Genomic DNA, 14672 nt, shown 5'->3' with positions numbered 1-14672 from the left:
AGCAACAGAACGGGAGCAGAGATGCAGGACGTCCCCACCCTGGTGGCTCAGGCACGCGAGGGCAGGCCGAGGGCCGTGGCCCGGCTGATCTCACTGGTGGAGGGGGCGTCCCCGCAGCTGCGCGAGGTGATGGCGGCGCTCGCCCCGCTCGCCGGCAACGCGTACGTGGTGGGCCTGACGGGCTCGCCGGGTGTCGGCAAGTCGACTTCCACGTCGGCGCTCGTCTCGGCGTACCGGCGGGCCGGGAAGCGGGTCGGCGTGCTCGCCGTCGACCCGTCCTCGCCGTTCTCCGGCGGTGCGCTGCTCGGCGACCGGGTGCGGATGTCGGACCACGCCTCCGACCCGGGGGTCTACATCCGCTCGATGGCCACCCGCGGCCACCTCGGCGGGCTCGCCTGGGCCGCGCCGCAGGCGATCCGCGTCCTGGACGCGGCCGGGTGCGACGTGATCCTCGTCGAGACCGTCGGCGTCGGCCAGTCCGAGGTGGAGATCGCCTCGCAGGCCGACACGTCCGTCGTACTCCTCGCCCCCGGCATGGGCGACGGCATCCAGGCGGCGAAGGCCGGAATCCTGGAGATCGGCGACGTGTACGTGGTGAACAAGGCCGACCGCGACGGTGCGGACGCGACGGCCCGCGAGCTCAACCACATGCTGGGCCTCGGTGAATCCCGCGGCCCCGGCGACTGGCGGCCGCCGATCGTGAAGACGGTCGCGGCGCGCGGGGAGGGCGTCGACGAGGTCGTCGAGGCCCTGGAGAAGCACCGCGCGTGGATGGAGGAACACGGCGTGCTCGCCGAGCGCCGCAGGGCGCGGGCCGCGGGCGAGGTCGAGACGATCGCCGTCACGGCCCTCCGCGAACGCATCGCAGACCTGCACGGCGACCGCCGCCTGTCCGCCCTCGCCGAGCGGATCGTGGCGGGCGAGCTGGATCCGTATGCGGGGGCGGATGAGTTGGTGGCGGGACTTACGTCGTCCTGAGCGGGGGCGGTCGGGGGCGGGCTGTGGTTGCGGTTCGGGCTCAACTGGTCTGTTCTGGGCGGTGGTTCTGGCTCGGGCTCAGTGGTCCAGGTGGTCCGTCCCGGCCCGGTGGTCGTGGTTTGGGCTCAGCTGTCCAGCTGGTCGGGGCCGTGCGGTGGTTGTGGCTCGGGCTCAGTGGTCCAGGTGGTCCGTCCCGGGCCGGTGGTCGTGGTTTGGGCTCAGCTGTCCAGCTGGTCGGGGCCGTGCGGTGGTTGTGGCTCGGGCTCAGTGGTCCAGGTGGTCGGGGCCGTGCGGTAGTCCTGGCTTGGGCTCGGCGGTCCAAGTGGCCCGTCCCGGGCGGTAGTCCTGGCTTCGGCTCGGCGGTCCAGCTGGGCCGACCCGCGCCGTCGTCCAGGGTTCGGTCTTCTGGAGCTGCGCCCCAGACCCGCTTCCCTCGTCGGCCTCCGGCCTCGTCCTCAAGCGCCGGACGGGCTCTCTTTGATCCCCTCCCCACCCCTTCCCGAAAGCCTGCGGCAGCTTCGGGGCGCGGCCCCGGACCCCGGTCCCGGCTGTCGTTCGGCTGCCGCGCCGCTGTGGCTGGTCGCGCAGTTCCCCGCGCCCCTGTCGGGGCCCGTCGCTCCCCCGAGTTCGCAAGATCCCGCCCCAGGGGTAAATCCACCCTCTGGCATCTGAGGGCGGGCAAATCCAGCACCCGGCATCGGGGGGAAACCCAGCCCCTCCGGCGTTTGAGGAGCGGGGGTCCGGAGGCTGGCCCCCGGAACGGCCCCCGGAACGGCCCCCGGAACGGCCCCCGAGGTGGGGTCCGGGGCGGAGCCCGGGGTGGGGTCCGGGGGCTGGCCCCCGAAACAGCGTCCGGGGCGGAGCCCCGCGGTGGGGGCCAGGGGCGGCAGCCCCGGGCAGAGAGGGTGGGGCGTAGCCCCGGGAAGGGGGGTGCGGGGGCGTAGCCCCCGGAGCTGTCCGCAGGGCTTACGGGAAAGAAACCCGCCTTCAGGAACCGTTCAGGAACCGTCTGGGACCCTGATCCCCATGCGCCTGCTGATCGTCGAGGACGAGAAGAGACTCGCCCTGTCCCTGGCCAAGGGCCTCACCGCCGAGGGCTACGCCGTGGACGTCGTCCACGACGGCCTGGAAGGCCTGCACCGCGCCGGCGAGGGCGTGTACGACCTGGTCGTACTGGACATCATGCTGCCCGGCATGAACGGCTACCGCGTCTGCGCCGCCCTGCGCGCAGCAGGACACGACGTGCCGATCCTGATGCTGACCGCCAAGGACGGCGAGTACGACGAGGCCGAGGGCCTGGACACCGGCGCCGACGACTATCTGACCAAGCCGTTCTCGTACGTCGTCCTGGTCGCCCGGATCAAGGCGCTGCTGCGGCGGCGCGGCACCGGCGGGCCCTCGCCGGTGATCTCGCTCGGCGCGATCGAGATCGACACGGCCGCCCGCAGGGTCCACCGCGACGGCAGCGAAGTGACGCTCACGGCAAAGGAGTTCGCGGTTCTGGAGCAGCTCGCGACGCGCGCCGGGACCGTCGTGTCCAAGGCCGAGATCCTGGAGCACGTCTGGGACTTCGCGTACGACGGTGACCCGAACATCGTCGAGGTCTACATCAGCGCCCTGCGCCGCAAGCTGGGCGCGACCCTCATCAAGACGGTGCGCGGCGCCGGCTACCGCCTGGAGTCGCGGTGAGCCGCATGTTCGGGTCGATCCGCGCGAAGGCCACGCTCGGCGCCACCCTCGTCGTCGCCGTGGCCCTGGTCGCCGCCGGGGTCGCCGTGCTGCTCTCGCTGCGCAGCAACCTGAGCGACCAGGCCGACGCCGAGGCGGACAACGCGGCCCGCCAGGTCGCCTCGCAGATCGCCGCCCGTACCCCGTACAAGGGCCTCGAACTCCCCGACGGCGAGGACCATCCGGTGCAGGTCGTCGACGAGGACGACCGGGTGCTCGCCGCCTCGGAGGACCTGGAGGCGGTCCGGGGGACCGGTGTGGCCGAGGTCCGGCCGGTGCGGAACCCCGATGCCCGCCAGGAGGACGGCGAAGGAGGAGAGGGAGGGGACGACGAGCAGGACGCCCCGGAGGCCGGCGAGCTCGGCGAGGTCAGCCGGCACAGCACGGGCCGGGCCACCGTCGACGGCGACGAGGCCGAGTACCGCTTCGCCGAGGTCGAGGTGAGCGACCACCGCGACGAGAAGGTCCTGGTCTACGCGGGCGCGCCCCTGGAGGCGCAGCACAGCGCGGTCAGCACGGCCGCCACTTCGATGCTGATCGGCTTTCCCGCCCTGCTCGTGGTGGTCGGCGGCACGACCTGGCTCGTCACCCGGCGCGCGCTGCGCCCCGTGGAGGGCATCCGCGCCGAGATGGCCGCGATCACGGCCTCGGAGGACCTCTCCCGGCGGGTGCCCGAGCCGGACTCGCACGACGAGGTGGCGCGGCTCGCGCGTACCACCAACGAGACCCTGACGGCCCTGGAGGCGAGCGTGGAGCGGCAGCGCCGGTTCGTCGCGGACGCCTCGCACGAGCTGCGCAGCCCGATCGCCTCGCTCCGCACCCAGCTCGAAGTGGCCGCGGCCCACCCGGAGTTGCTGGACCTGGACGGCGCGGTCGAGGACACCGTACGGCTGCAGCAGCTCGCCGCCGACCTGCTGCTGCTCGCCCGCCTCGACGCGGGGGAGCGGCCGGGCGAGGCGCGCCTCGACCTGGCGGCGTTCGTGCGCGAGGAGGTCTCGCAGCGCGCCGGCGACCGGATCCCGGTGGCGGTGACCGTCGTCGAGGGCGCCGAACTGGCCGGTTCCCGCTCGCAGTTGGGCCGGGTGCTGGGCAATCTCGTGGACAACGCGCAGCGGCACGCGCACTCCCGGATCACGGTCGAGGCGCGCGCCGAGGGCCGCCGCGCGGTCCTCACGGTCGCGGACGACGGGGACGGGGTGCCGGTCGAGGAGCGGGAGCGGATCTTCCAGCGGTTCGTACGCCTCGACGACGCCCGCAGCCGCGACGACGGCGGTGCGGGCCTCGGTCTGGCCATCGCCCGCGACGTGGTCGACCGTCACGGCGGCCGTCTGACCGTCGGTGAATCAGCGGCCGGCGGGGCCCTGTTCCGGGTCGAACTGCCGCTGAGCTAGCGGGAGTTCGACCCGTGCAGAGCCTGCCGTACGAGATTCAGGGGCGGCCGCGCTCCGCGCGCAGGCGCTCGGCGATCGGGGTGAGGGTGGCGCGCAGCTGCTGAAGCGCCTCGGGGTCCATCATGTCGATGAAGTGCTTGCGCACGGACTCCACATGATGCGGGGCGACCTTCTTCATGGTCTCCAGGCCCTGCTCGGTGAGGACTCCGTAGAGCCCGCGGCGGTCCGACTCGCAGTGCTCGCGGCGGACGAGTCCGGCGTTCTCCATGCGGGTGATCTGGTGCGAGAGACGGCTCTTGGACTGCAGCGTGGCCGTCGCCAGGTCGCTCATCCGCATCCGCAGGTCCTCGGACTCGGAGAGGTTGACCAGGATCTCGTAGTCGTTGATGGTGAGGCCGAAGGGCTGCAGATCCTTCTCCAGCTGGTACGTGAGCAGCCGGTTGACCTCGAGGTGTGTGCGCCACGCACACTGCTCGGCCTCGGTCAGCCAGTGGGTGGCAGTTTCGGTCTCCATGTATCGATTCTACCTAAGAAGTTGAAAAGTGAACGAGTGTGGGGGGTGTGACGGCGCACACGGTCCGGACGGCCTCGGCGGGGCGGCTCTCGCCGCTGCTCGAACGCCGTTGTTCGAGGCCGTCACACTCCGCAGACTACCGTTCACAGCCCGAAGCGACGCTGGAGGTCTCCCAGCTGGCCGGGAAGTCTCGGTGCCCCCTGCCCACCGCCGTGTCCGCCCTGCCCGCCCGCCGTGCCGCCGCCCGGCACCCCGGGCTCCTGCGGCGTGACCCCCGTCGCCTGCTCGGCGAGGAGCGCCTCGGACGACTGCAGCAGCACGGTACCCGCGCCCACGAACTCGAACTGGTGCTCCTCGCCCGAGACCCCACCGAGACCGGTCAGCGCGCGCACGCCTCCCATGACGCCCGTCATGTACCCGTGGTCGTAGTGATGGCACGGCGAAGGGCAGTCCGCCCAACCCACCAGGGCCTGCGGATCCACCCGGATCGGCGGCTCCATGAACACCACCGGACCGTTGCTCGCCGCCACGAACTTGCCCGTGCCGATGAGCGTCAGGAAGCCCGGCACGATGCTCTGCTTCAGCGCGAGAGTTGGCTGAAAAGCGAGCAGGTTCCCGGAGCGGATCGTCAGGTTGCCCTCGTCCAGATCGAAGGAGTTGACGTCGAAGGCCCGGTCGGCGAGGAGCATCTTGCCGCTGCCCTCGGCCACCACCCAGTCGCTCGCGTGCAGTGGCGAATGGAACGACGTGCGCACAAGGCGGTCCAGGCGGCCGTGCCCGATGCCCTGGAAGTCGATCGACCCGTAGTAGGCGATCATCTTCCCCTTCTGCAGGAACCACTGGCTCCCCTGCAACTCCACGCAGAAGGTGTACGGATTGACGTTGTCGTCGCTCGGCAGCGTCGTCGGGTCCAGGACCTGCGGGCCGCCCGGCTGCCCGTGCGCCGCGTGTCCGTATGGCGTGCTCACAGCTTGTCCTCCGATGCCTGGACGTACACCGCGCCGCTTCCGGACAGCTCCAGCTGGAACGCCTCGCCCGAGCCGCGCCCCACCATGTCCCGCCAGCCGAGCGCGGTGGACAGCTTGTTGCGTACGTCCCCGTGGTGTGCGACGTATGCCTGCGGGTCGACGTGGACCGGGGACTGCGGGGTGATCGGGATCTCGATGACGCCGCCGTGCGCCATGACCGCCACCGCGCCGTGGCCCTTCAGCGTCGTCGTGAACAGCCCCTGCCCCGTGACCTGGCCGCGCACCATGCCCATCACGCCGCCCTGCGAGCCCATGAACATCGTGCCCTGCTCCAACGTCCCGTCGAAGGCGAGCAGCCGGTCCGCCTCCACGTACAGCGTGTCCCCGGCGAGGTTGATCACCTCGATGTGGTGGCCGCCGTGCCCGAACAGCACCGTGCCACTGCCCTCGACGGTCATCAGCGGCGTCGCCTCGCCCGCGACCCGGCGCCCGACCATCGACATCACACCGCCCTGCCCGCCCTGCATGTTGGGCGTGAAAGACACCTCGCCCTTGTACGCGAGCATCGCCCCGCGCTGGCTGAAGAGCCGCTGTCCTGGCGCGACCGTGGCCTCGACCATCTTCGGGTTGACCTCACGGAACGGCATCAGACCTCCCCGCCGATCGTGTTCCGCTCGCTGGGCTGGACGTACACCAGGCCGTCGCCCTCGAAGCGGATCTGGAAGGACTCCCCGGAGCCCTCGCCGATGAGCGTGCGGAAGTTCACGCCGGACTGGAAGCTCTGGCTCACGTTCCCCTGATGCGCGATGTACGCCCCCGGGTCGACGCTCAGCGGGTACTGCGGCGACACCCGGAGCACCACCGCGGGGCCGTCCGACATGATTGCCGCCTGCCCCGTGCCCTCGATCGTCGTCGTGAACAGGCCGTTGCCCTGCGAGGCGCCGCGCAGACCGGTGAAGCTGGTGCCGGTGCGCAGCCCGCCGTCGGTGCACAGCACGTTGCTCGACTCCACGTACAACGTGTCGTTCTGCAGCTGGACCAGGTTGATCTCGCTCGCGCGGTCGGCGAAGAAGCAGGTGCCGTGCCCCTTCACCTCCATCACGGTCATCTGCTCGCCGGTGAGGCGCCGCGTCACCATCCCGCGGATGCCGTCGCCGCCGCCGGACATCTTCTTGAACGCCATCTGGCCGTCGTACGCGACCATCGAGCCGTTCTTCGCCTTCACGGCGTCGCCCGTCATGGAGACGGCGAGCACCTTGCTGCCTTGCAGTCGGAACTGAGCCACGGCTCGACGTTAGTCGGCGCGTACGCCGGACGAACAGGGCCTTCGACCCTGACCCGTCCCTGAGCCGACCCTGAAACCCGACCCTGATAAAGAGTCGGCAAAGACAGCTGCCACAATGGAGCGAGCTTGTGCGTGCTTTCACAAGAAGATCGGCGCAAGCGAGCCCCCTACCGCATTCGCCCCCCGACGAAGGTGACCCGTGGAACTCAAGACCGCCTCCGCCCTCCGCCGCCTGCGCCTGGTCTCCGCGCCGGAGGCCATCTCGTTCCTGCTGCTGCTCGTCTGCTCGGTGCTCAAGCGCACCACGGACTTCAACGCGGTGCCGGTGATGGGCGCGATCCACGGCATCCTGTTCGTCCTCTACGTGCTGTTCTGGCTGGACGCCTGGAACCGCACCAAGTGGGACGTCAAGCGGGCCGCGCTCTACTTCGTTCTCTCCGTGCTGCCCACCGGCGGCTTCTTCGCCGAGAAGAAGCTGAAGCGCGAGGCCGAGGCCGCCGTGATCGCCTCCCGCGCCCGCCAGGAAGGCACGGTCACCGCATGATCGTCGCCTTCTCGGTGACCCCGCTCGGCGTCGGTGAGGACGTGGGGGAGTACGTCGCCGACGCCGTCCGCGTCGTCCGCGAGTCCGGCCTGCCGAACCGTACGGACGCGATGTTCACCTCGATCGAGGGCGAATGGGACGAGGTGATGGACGTCGTGAAGCGCGCCGTCGCCGCCGTCGAGGCCCGCGCCCCGCGCGTCTCCGTCGTCCTCAAGGCCGACATCCGCCCCGGCGTGACGGACGGCATGACCTCCAAGGTCGACACGGTGGAGCGCCACCTCGCCGACTAGCGGCCCCTGCGAAGCGCCCCGAGAGCCCCCGCCCCGGCGGGGGCTCTTTGCCTGCCGGGGTTCCTCCGCAAGCCGGGGTTCCGCATGCCGGGGTTCCTCCGGATGCGCACCGCCCCCGCAGCAGGTCAGATGGGCTCAGGCAGGATCCCGCGCACCTCACGGAGTCGGCATGGCAACGGAGCCCACGGGCGGAACCCGCACCGGCCGCGGGCAGCACGAGACCGCAGCGCCGCCCGACCCGCGCCGCTGGAAGATCCTCGCGGTCATCGGCCTCACCCAGCTCATGGTCGTCCTCGACGCCACCATCGTGAACATCGCCCTGCCCTCCGCCCAGGCCGACCTCGCCTTCTCCGACAGCCGCCGCCAGTGGGTGGTCACCTCGTACGCCATGGCCTTCGGCACGCTGCTGCTGCTCGGCGGGCGGGTGGCCGACCTGTGCGGGCGCCGGCGCGCCTTTCTCATCGGCCACATCGGCTTCGCCGCGGCCTCCGCGCTCGGCGGCGCCGCGACCGGCTTCGAGATGCTGGTCACGGCCCGCGCCCTGCAGGGCGTGTGCGCCGCCCTGCTCGCACCCGCCGCCCTTGCCCTGCTCACCACGACCTTCGTCGGCCCCGAACGCGGCAAGGCCTTCGGCGTGTTCGGGGCCCTCGCCGCGTCGGGCGGCGCGGTGGGCCTGCTCCTGGGCGGCCTGCTCACCGAGCACCTGAGCTGGCGTTCGACGCTCTACGTCAACGTCCTCTTCGCCGCGGTCGCCGTCACCGGAGGTGCGCTGCTGCTCCGGCGGCAACGGCCCACCGCCCCGCCCCGACTCGATCTGCCCGGCGCCGCCCTGGCCTCGTCCGGACTCTTCTGCGTGGTCTACGGCCTCGCGCAGGCCGGCGTCAACGGCTGGTCGTCGCCCGGCAGTTGGGGCTTCCTCGCCTCCGGCGCCGTACTGCTCGCCGGCTTCGTGCGGTGGCAGAGCCGGGCCCGCAACCCGCTGCTGCCGCTGCGCATCGTCCTCGACCGGGTCCGCGGGACGGCTCTCGTGGCCGTGTTCATCACCGGCCTCGGCATGTTCGGGGTCTTCCTGTTCCTCGCGTACTACCTGCAGCACAGCCGCGGCTACGGTCCCGCCAGGACCGGGCTCGCCTTCATGCCGATGTCCTGCTGCGTCATGCTCAGCGCGATCGGCAGCGGTACGGGCCTGTTCCGCAGGCTCGGCGCGCGTGCGCGGGTCAGCGGCGGCATGCTGCTCGCGGCGGCCGGCATGGCGTGGCTGACCGGCCTCTCACCGGACAGCCCGTACGTCGTGGACATCGTGCCGGGCCAGGTCGCCACCGGCCTCGGCATGGGCCTGATCACGGCGGCCGCGATGAACCTCGGCACCGCGGGCGTCGACCCACGCGACGCCGGCGTCGGCTCGGCCACGGTCAACGCCATGCGGCAGACCGGCGGTTCGGTCGGCACGGCGCTGATGAGCACCCTCGCCGCGGGCTCCGCGGCCGCGCATCTGGCAGGCAGGCGGCCCACGCCGGATGTCGTGGCGCGGGCCGCCCTGGAGAGCTATCACACGGTCTTCACGGCAGCGGCGGGAATCTTCGTCGCCGGGGCCGTCCTGACCTTTCTCATGCTGCCCGGCGGCCTGCCCGTGGAGCGCACCCACGGCGCCCACCGGGGCCGCCGTCCGTCAGGGGCAGCCCGCGACTGAGCTGCGGATCCGGTCGCCCGTCGAGGCGTGCTCCACATTGCACGTGTCGGTTCCCGGACCGCCGTCGACCTGCGCCCAGCCGGGGCCGATGGTCAGGGTCCCGCCGCCCGGCGCCTGGACCACGTCGTTGCCCGGCCCGCCCTGGACGGTCCCGGAGGACTCGACGCCCAGCGACTTGGGCTCGATGACGTCGTTCTCGCTGCCGCCGACGACCCGGCCGCCGAGGTCGACCGAGCTGGTGCGGATCACGTCGTCGCCGTCGTTGCCGAACACCTGGCCGCCGCCGCGCTGGTACGTGCCGGGCTGACCCTGCACGGTGCCCGTGGTGATCTCGTCGTCGCCGTGGTCGCCGTGGACGGTGGCGCCGTGCTCGGCCGTGCCCACCACGACCGCGGTGATGATGGTGTCGTCGTCCGCCCCGCCACGGACCATCGAGTCGGCGTTGCGGGGGAAGAGGTTGTTGACCTGGATCCGGTCGTCGCCCTCGCCGCCGAGGATCGACGAGTCGACGACCAGGCCCTTGACCCGGATGTTGTCCGCGCCGCCGCCGCCCCAGACGATGGCGTTCTGCACGTCGCCCTCGCACATGATCGTGTCGGGGCCCGGCGTTCCCTCCACCCGCTCACCGGGAGGGGCCTCCTCCCCGTTGACGGTGCACCAGTGGGCGGGCAGGGATTCGGCGGCGGTGGCCGGAGCCATGGCCACGGAGGCCAGGACGAGCGCCGAGGCGGGCAGGACACGCAGGGCGGTACGAAGCGTGCGCCGAGTGCACAGCATGAGATCTCCCGAGCATGAGGGCGGAATGGGGTAACTGCGGAAATGGGGAACTGCGAAAGGGCCGAACGAAGGAGTGGCTGAACGAAGGAGTGGCTGAACGAAGGAACGGCTGAACGAAGGGACGACTGAGCGTCGAACTGGCAGAGAGCGAAGCCGAGTCGGCGGTCAGGTCAGGTCAGGTCGTGGCGGAGCGGCGTGAGCTGCTCGATGTCGTAGCGGGCCCGCAGCTCCTGGATCGCCTCGGTGTCCGGTGCCGTACCGGCGTCGAGCAGGGTGAGGAGCTCCTCGAAGTACCGCTCGTGGTCCGGTGGCGGTGAGGCCTGGAAGAACATCCTGGCCGGTTCGCCCGTCGGATTGGCGAAGGCGTGCGGGCAGCCCGGCGGCACCACGATCACGGTCCCCGGCGTCGCACGGACGACCCGGCGGCCGTCGAGCGCCTGCCACTGCCGCCAGTCGTCGCCGCTGCGGACGCGGGGCTCGAACGCCATCACGTCGAGCTCGCCCTCGAGGACGTAGAAGAGCTCCTCGCTGCGGGTGTGCAGATGGGCCCCGACGTCGAAGCCGGGCGGTACGACGACCTCGAAGCTGGAGGTGACCCGGGAGTGCTCCCCGGTGACCTTGAACGTGACCTGCTGGGCCGGGGTGACCAGGGTCCGCCCCTTGCCGGGCGGCACGAGCAGTCCCGAGCGGGCGAGGTGCGCGGTCATGACCAGGTCACCGGGAGACCTTCGGGCCCCCGGATGAGCGCACCGGGACGCCAGCGCAACTCGTCCGTGGAGACGCTGAACCGCAGGTCGGGGAACCGGTCGAGCAGCGCGTCCATGAGCAGTTCGGACTCCAGGCGGGCGAGCACGGCTCCGGGGCAGTAGTGCGGGCCGTACCCGAAGGAGACGTGCGGGTTGGGGCTGCGGTCGAGCCGTAGCTCGTCGGGCTCGGGGAAGACGTCCGCGTCGCGGTTGGCGGCCAGGTAGGAGACGTAGACCGCTTCGCCCGCGCGGATGAGCTGGCCGGCGATCGTGACGTCCTCCAGGGCGATCCGGGAGAGCCCGACGGCGTTGCGGTGCGGGATGTAGCGAAGGAGTTCGTTGAGCGCGGAGGGCCTCAACTCCGGGGTGCTGCGCAGCCGTTCGAGGAGGTCGGGACGGGTGAGCAGGATGTAGACCATGTTGCCGACGTTGTTGGTGACCGCCTCGCCGCCGATCTGGATGAGCAGCGCGAGCCCGGTGGCCTCCTCCTCGGTGACCTCGCCGGCTTCGACGGCTTCCACGAGCAGCCCGATGACCGTGTCGCCGTCCGTCCCGCGCCCCTCCCGCAGGCGGGCGCCGAGGTAGGCCAGCATGTCCTGCTTGGCCTGCTCGCTGCGCTGCGCGCCCTGGGCCGAGGACAGGATCAGGGCGGTCCACTCGTGCACCCGGGCGCGGTCGGCCTCCGGGACGCCCATCAGCTCGCACACGACGGCGAGCGGGAACGGCGCGAGCAGCCGTTCCGTCAGGTCGGCCGGCGGTCCGTCGCGCAGAATCCCCTCGACGAAGCCGTCGAGCATCTTCTGCGCCCGCGTACGGAGCCGCTCCACACCGGCGGCGGTGAAGGCCCCGGCGACGGCGCGACGCAGCCGGGTGTGGTCGGGCGGGTCCTCGAAGCCGACCGCGCCGGGGGCGGGGATGAAGTGCGGGGCCAGGCGGGTGACGTCGTGCTCGACGACCAGCTTGCGGCTGAACCGCGGGTCGTTGGTCACCGTCCGCACGTCGTCGTACCGGCAGACGAGCCAGGCCCAGCCGCTGCCGTTGGGGAGCTTGATGCGGGTCACCGGCCCTGCTCGCATCAGCTCGGCGAGGACGGGGTCGAAGTCGACCCCGTCCAGGTTCAGTGCCGGCCAGTGCGTGACGGGTGGCTGCGCGGTGTCGGGGCCGTCCCTCAGCATCGTTGTCGATTCCTCCGTGACGCGGTCTCTCCGCCTGGGCGTGCTCGTCCAGGCGGCCTTACGTCCCGGTGCTCCAGTTGCCCAGTGCGACCTCGGCGGTGATGCCCGGACCGAACCCCGCCAGGAGGCCTCGCGCGGTGTCGCGGGTGTCGTTCTCGTCGAAGAGCCGGCGCAACGCGTCCAGGACGACGGCGCTCGCGATGTTGCCGTACTCGGTCAGTGTGGTCCGGCTGAAGCGGAATGCTTCGGATGCCACACCGAGGTACTTGCTGAGGTCGTCGAGGATCCGTGGGCCGCCGGCGTGGATGATGTAGAAGTCCAAGGCGGCGGCGTCCCATCCGTGGGCGCTGGCCAGCTGTTTCAGCACCGGCGCGAGCGGCTCCATGGTTCCGGGAACGCGCCGGTCGAGCCGGAAGTGGAATCCGGTCGCCTTCACTTCGTATGCGATCCACTCCTCCGTTCGGGGAATGATGTACGAGCCGTTGCGGCGCAGTTCGATGCCGGTGCCGCCGCGGCCACGGACCACCGCCGCGGCCACGCCGTCGCCGAACAGGCCGTTGGAGAGCAGGTTTCCCACCTCCAGGTCGCTCGGCTGGTAGCAGAGGGAGCAGAACTCGCAGGCGACGATGAGCGCGTTCGCCTCCGGGTACGCCGTGCAGAAGTCGTGCGCACGGTTCACCGCGGCTCCGCCGGCCGCGCAGCCCAGCTGGGCGATGGGCAACTGCCGGGTGTCGGTGCGGAACCCCATCGTGTTGATCATCCACGCGGTCAGCGACGGCATCATGAAGCCGGTGCAGGACACGTAGACGATCAGGTCGATGTCCGTCGGGCGCAGGTCCGCGTCGGCGAGCGCCTGCTTCACCACCTCCGGGACGCGCGCCTTGGCCTCGACCTCGTAGACGGCGTTGCGCTGTTCGAAGCCGGGGTGCTTGAGGATCTCGTCGATCGGGCGCACCAGGTGCCGCTTCGCGACGCCGGTGTTCTCGATCAGTCGCAGGGCCAGGTCGAGCTGTGGGTGGTCCGCGTGCACGGACCGGGCCAGGTCGAGGGTCTGCTCCATGGTGATCACATGGTCGGGAACGGACACCGTTGGTCTGCACAGAGTCGCCACGGCGGCTCTCCTTTCCTGTTCGGACACAGCCTCACGGACCGGTGCGGAATGCGCGCGCGGGACTGATCCCCCGGGGACGGGGCCAAACCGGTGACGCTGGACGGCGCGCGCGGCGGGTCGGGCGACGAGAGGGAAGGCATGCCGCTGCCCGCGTCCCGCGGAACCGACCGCCGGGAGAGACCGGGAGCGACAAGGAAGCCGACAACGCAACAGGGAGATGAAGCATGACGTCAGAGCCGCGCGCGCCCCTCGGCCCGGAGACGGAACGGGCTTCGGACGAGACGGTCCACTGCTGGAGCCTCGACGACCTCCAGGGCCTGGAGTTCGACCCCTTCCTGCACGCCCGGCTGCAGGACGGGCGCGCCACTCGGGTACAGCTGCCGTTCGGTGAGGGCAGCGCCTGGCTGATGGCGCGCTACGCCGACGTCAAGGCGGCGACGACCGACCCGCGCTTCAGCCGCGCGGAGCTGGTCGGGCGCACGGTCACCAGCTCCTCGCCGCACGCCATCGCCTCCCAGCAGGCGTCCCTCAACTACGCCGACCCGCCCCGCCTGAACGACATGCGGCGGGTGGTGGCGCGGGCGTTCACCGGCAAGAGCATGCAGAAGCTCAGGCCCACCGCACAGCGCACCGCCGACGGCCTCCTCGACGCGATGGAGCGGCACGGCTCACCCGCGGACCTGGTGGAGCACCTGCACGGCCCCTTCCCGCTCGCGGCCGTCGCCGACCTGCTCGGCATGGACCAGGACATGCGCAAGGACATGACGTCCTGGGCGAACCTGATCATGACTCCGGGGCCGGCCCCCGAGCGGAGCAGCGACGCAAGGATGACGGTCCGCGAGTGCGTCGTCGACCTGCTCGCCCGGCGGCGCGAGGAGCCGGCCGACGACCTGGCAGGCGTGCTCGCCGCGGCCGCCGACGCCGGCGAGATCACCGAGCCGGAGGCGATCTCCCTGGCCACCGCCATCCTCGTGAGCGGTGCGCACGCCGTACGCAACAACAGCGCCAACATGGTGTACGCGCTGCTCACCCATCCGCGTCAACTTCAGCGGCTGCGCGCCGAACCGGAGCTGATCCCGCAGGCCGTCGACGAGCTGCTGCGCTACATCCCGCACCGCAGCGGAGTGGGCCTGCCGCGGATCGCCACGCAGGACGTCGAGATCGCGGGCGTCGTGGTCCGGGCGGGCGAGGCGGTCTACTCGTCGTACCTCGCGGCCAACCGCGACCCCGAGGCCTTCCCGAACCCCGACGCGCTCGACTTCGACCGGGGGCCCATCGCCCATATGGCGTTCGGGAACGGCCCGCACCACTGCGTCGGCTCGATGCTGGCCCGGATGGAGTCCGAGATCATCCTCGCCACCCTGCTCGACCGCTACCCGGCACTCGCGCTCGCGGTGCCGCCCGAGCGGATCGAGTGGCAGACGGGGGGCCTGATCCGCGGCCCCAAGGCGCTGCCGGTCTCCTGGTGATACGCC

General features: G+C 71.5%; 15 protein-coding genes. 7 read left to right on the top strand and 8 right to left on the bottom strand.

Annotation, left to right across the window (positions count from 1 at the left end):
* The first annotated feature begins 21 nt into the window (after window positions 1-21).
* From meaB to QIS96_RS11735, 3 genes are all read left to right on the top strand, one after another.
* On the top strand, window positions 22-978 hold the full coding sequence (gene meaB, locus QIS96_RS11745) for a methylmalonyl Co-A mutase-associated GTPase MeaB (protein WP_282542438.1): 957 nt from the start codon (window positions 22-24) through the stop codon (window positions 976-978).
* Between the two features lie 1026 nt (window positions 979-2004).
* Complete coding sequence (locus QIS96_RS11740; RefSeq protein ID WP_282542437.1) at window positions 2005-2667, top strand: response regulator transcription factor; 663 nt, start codon at window positions 2005-2007, stop codon at window positions 2665-2667.
* A complete protein-coding gene (locus tag QIS96_RS11735; protein WP_282542436.1) occupies window positions 2664-4097 on the top strand; it encodes a sensor histidine kinase in 1434 nt (477 codons plus the stop codon). Before QIS96_RS11740 ends, QIS96_RS11735 begins: the two co-directional genes overlap by 4 nt.
* Before the next feature lie 37 nt (window positions 4098-4134).
* Here QIS96_RS11735 and QIS96_RS11730 read toward each other — a convergent pair whose 3' ends face one another.
* The 4 genes from QIS96_RS11730 to QIS96_RS11715 form a co-directional block, all read right to left on the bottom strand.
* Window positions 4135-4611 carry a MarR family winged helix-turn-helix transcriptional regulator gene (locus QIS96_RS11730; protein WP_282542435.1) on the bottom strand — a complete coding sequence of 159 codons (477 nt, stop codon included), beginning with the start codon at window positions 4609-4611 and terminating at the stop codon, window positions 4135-4137.
* Between the two features lie 143 nt (window positions 4612-4754).
* Window positions 4755-5579 carry an AIM24 family protein gene (locus QIS96_RS11725; RefSeq protein WP_282542434.1) on the bottom strand — a complete coding sequence of 275 codons (825 nt, stop codon included), beginning with the start codon at window positions 5577-5579 and terminating at the stop codon, window positions 4755-4757.
* Window positions 5576-6226, bottom strand: coding sequence for an AIM24 family protein (locus QIS96_RS11720; protein WP_282542433.1), 651 nt, complete (start codon window positions 6224-6226; stop codon window positions 5576-5578). The genes QIS96_RS11725 and QIS96_RS11720 overlap by 4 nt, the downstream gene beginning before the upstream one ends.
* Window positions 6226-6864 (bottom strand): AIM24 family protein, encoded by a 639-nt coding sequence (locus QIS96_RS11715; protein WP_282542432.1) that lies wholly within the window; start codon window positions 6862-6864, stop codon window positions 6226-6228. The genes QIS96_RS11720 and QIS96_RS11715 overlap by 1 nt, the downstream gene beginning before the upstream one ends.
* A gap of 199 nt (window positions 6865-7063) precedes the next feature.
* Here QIS96_RS11715 and QIS96_RS11710 point away from each other — a divergent pair, with 199 nt between their 5' ends.
* The 3 genes from QIS96_RS11710 to QIS96_RS11700 all read left to right on the top strand — a co-directional run bounded on the left by QIS96_RS11710 (window position 7064) and on the right by QIS96_RS11700 (window position 9388).
* A complete protein-coding gene (locus QIS96_RS11710) occupies window positions 7064-7408 on the top strand; it encodes a DUF3817 domain-containing protein (protein WP_282542431.1) in 345 nt (114 codons plus the stop codon).
* Window positions 7405-7698, top strand: coding sequence for an MTH1187 family thiamine-binding protein (locus QIS96_RS11705; protein ID WP_282533136.1), 294 nt, complete (start codon window positions 7405-7407; stop codon window positions 7696-7698). The genes QIS96_RS11710 and QIS96_RS11705 overlap by 4 nt, the downstream gene beginning before the upstream one ends.
* Before the next feature lie 169 nt (window positions 7699-7867).
* Complete coding sequence (locus tag QIS96_RS11700) at window positions 7868-9388, top strand: DHA2 family efflux MFS transporter permease subunit (RefSeq protein ID WP_282542430.1); 1521 nt, start codon at window positions 7868-7870, stop codon at window positions 9386-9388.
* Here the strand turns inward: QIS96_RS11700 and QIS96_RS11695 are convergent.
* The 4 genes from QIS96_RS11695 to QIS96_RS11680 all read right to left on the bottom strand — a co-directional run bounded on the left by QIS96_RS11695 (window position 9368) and on the right by QIS96_RS11680 (window position 13224).
* The gene (locus QIS96_RS11695; RefSeq protein ID WP_282542429.1) at window positions 9368-10165 is read right to left on the bottom strand and encodes a hypothetical protein; all 798 of its coding nucleotides are present in this window, start codon (window positions 10163-10165) and stop codon (window positions 9368-9370) included. The two genes, QIS96_RS11700 and QIS96_RS11695, sit on opposite strands and share 21 nt — an antisense overlap.
* A 170-nt stretch (window positions 10166-10335) precedes the next feature.
* Complete coding sequence (locus QIS96_RS11690) at window positions 10336-10872, bottom strand: cupin domain-containing protein (RefSeq protein ID WP_282542428.1); 537 nt, start codon at window positions 10870-10872, stop codon at window positions 10336-10338.
* Window positions 10869-12086 (bottom strand): cytochrome P450, encoded by a 1218-nt coding sequence (locus QIS96_RS11685; protein WP_282542427.1) that lies wholly within the window; start codon window positions 12084-12086, stop codon window positions 10869-10871. The genes QIS96_RS11690 and QIS96_RS11685 overlap by 4 nt, the downstream gene beginning before the upstream one ends.
* A gap of 58 nt (window positions 12087-12144) precedes the next feature.
* Window positions 12145-13224, bottom strand: coding sequence for a type III polyketide synthase (locus QIS96_RS11680; RefSeq protein WP_282542426.1), 1080 nt, complete (start codon window positions 13222-13224; stop codon window positions 12145-12147).
* A 197-nt stretch (window positions 13225-13421) separates the two neighbouring features.
* Here QIS96_RS11680 and QIS96_RS11675 point away from each other — a divergent pair, with 197 nt between their 5' ends.
* The gene (locus QIS96_RS11675) at window positions 13422-14666 is read left to right on the top strand and encodes a cytochrome P450 (RefSeq protein ID WP_282542425.1); all 1245 of its coding nucleotides are present in this window, start codon (window positions 13422-13424) and stop codon (window positions 14664-14666) included.
* Window positions 14667-14672 lie beyond the last annotated feature (6 nt).

The sequence above is a fragment of the Streptomyces cavernicola genome (assembly GCF_029968035.1).
In the GTDB taxonomy this organism is placed as follows: domain Bacteria; phylum Actinomycetota; class Actinomycetes; order Streptomycetales; family Streptomycetaceae; genus Streptomyces; species Streptomyces cavernicola.
This window is presented reverse-complemented; position numbering and strand designations above follow the sequence as displayed.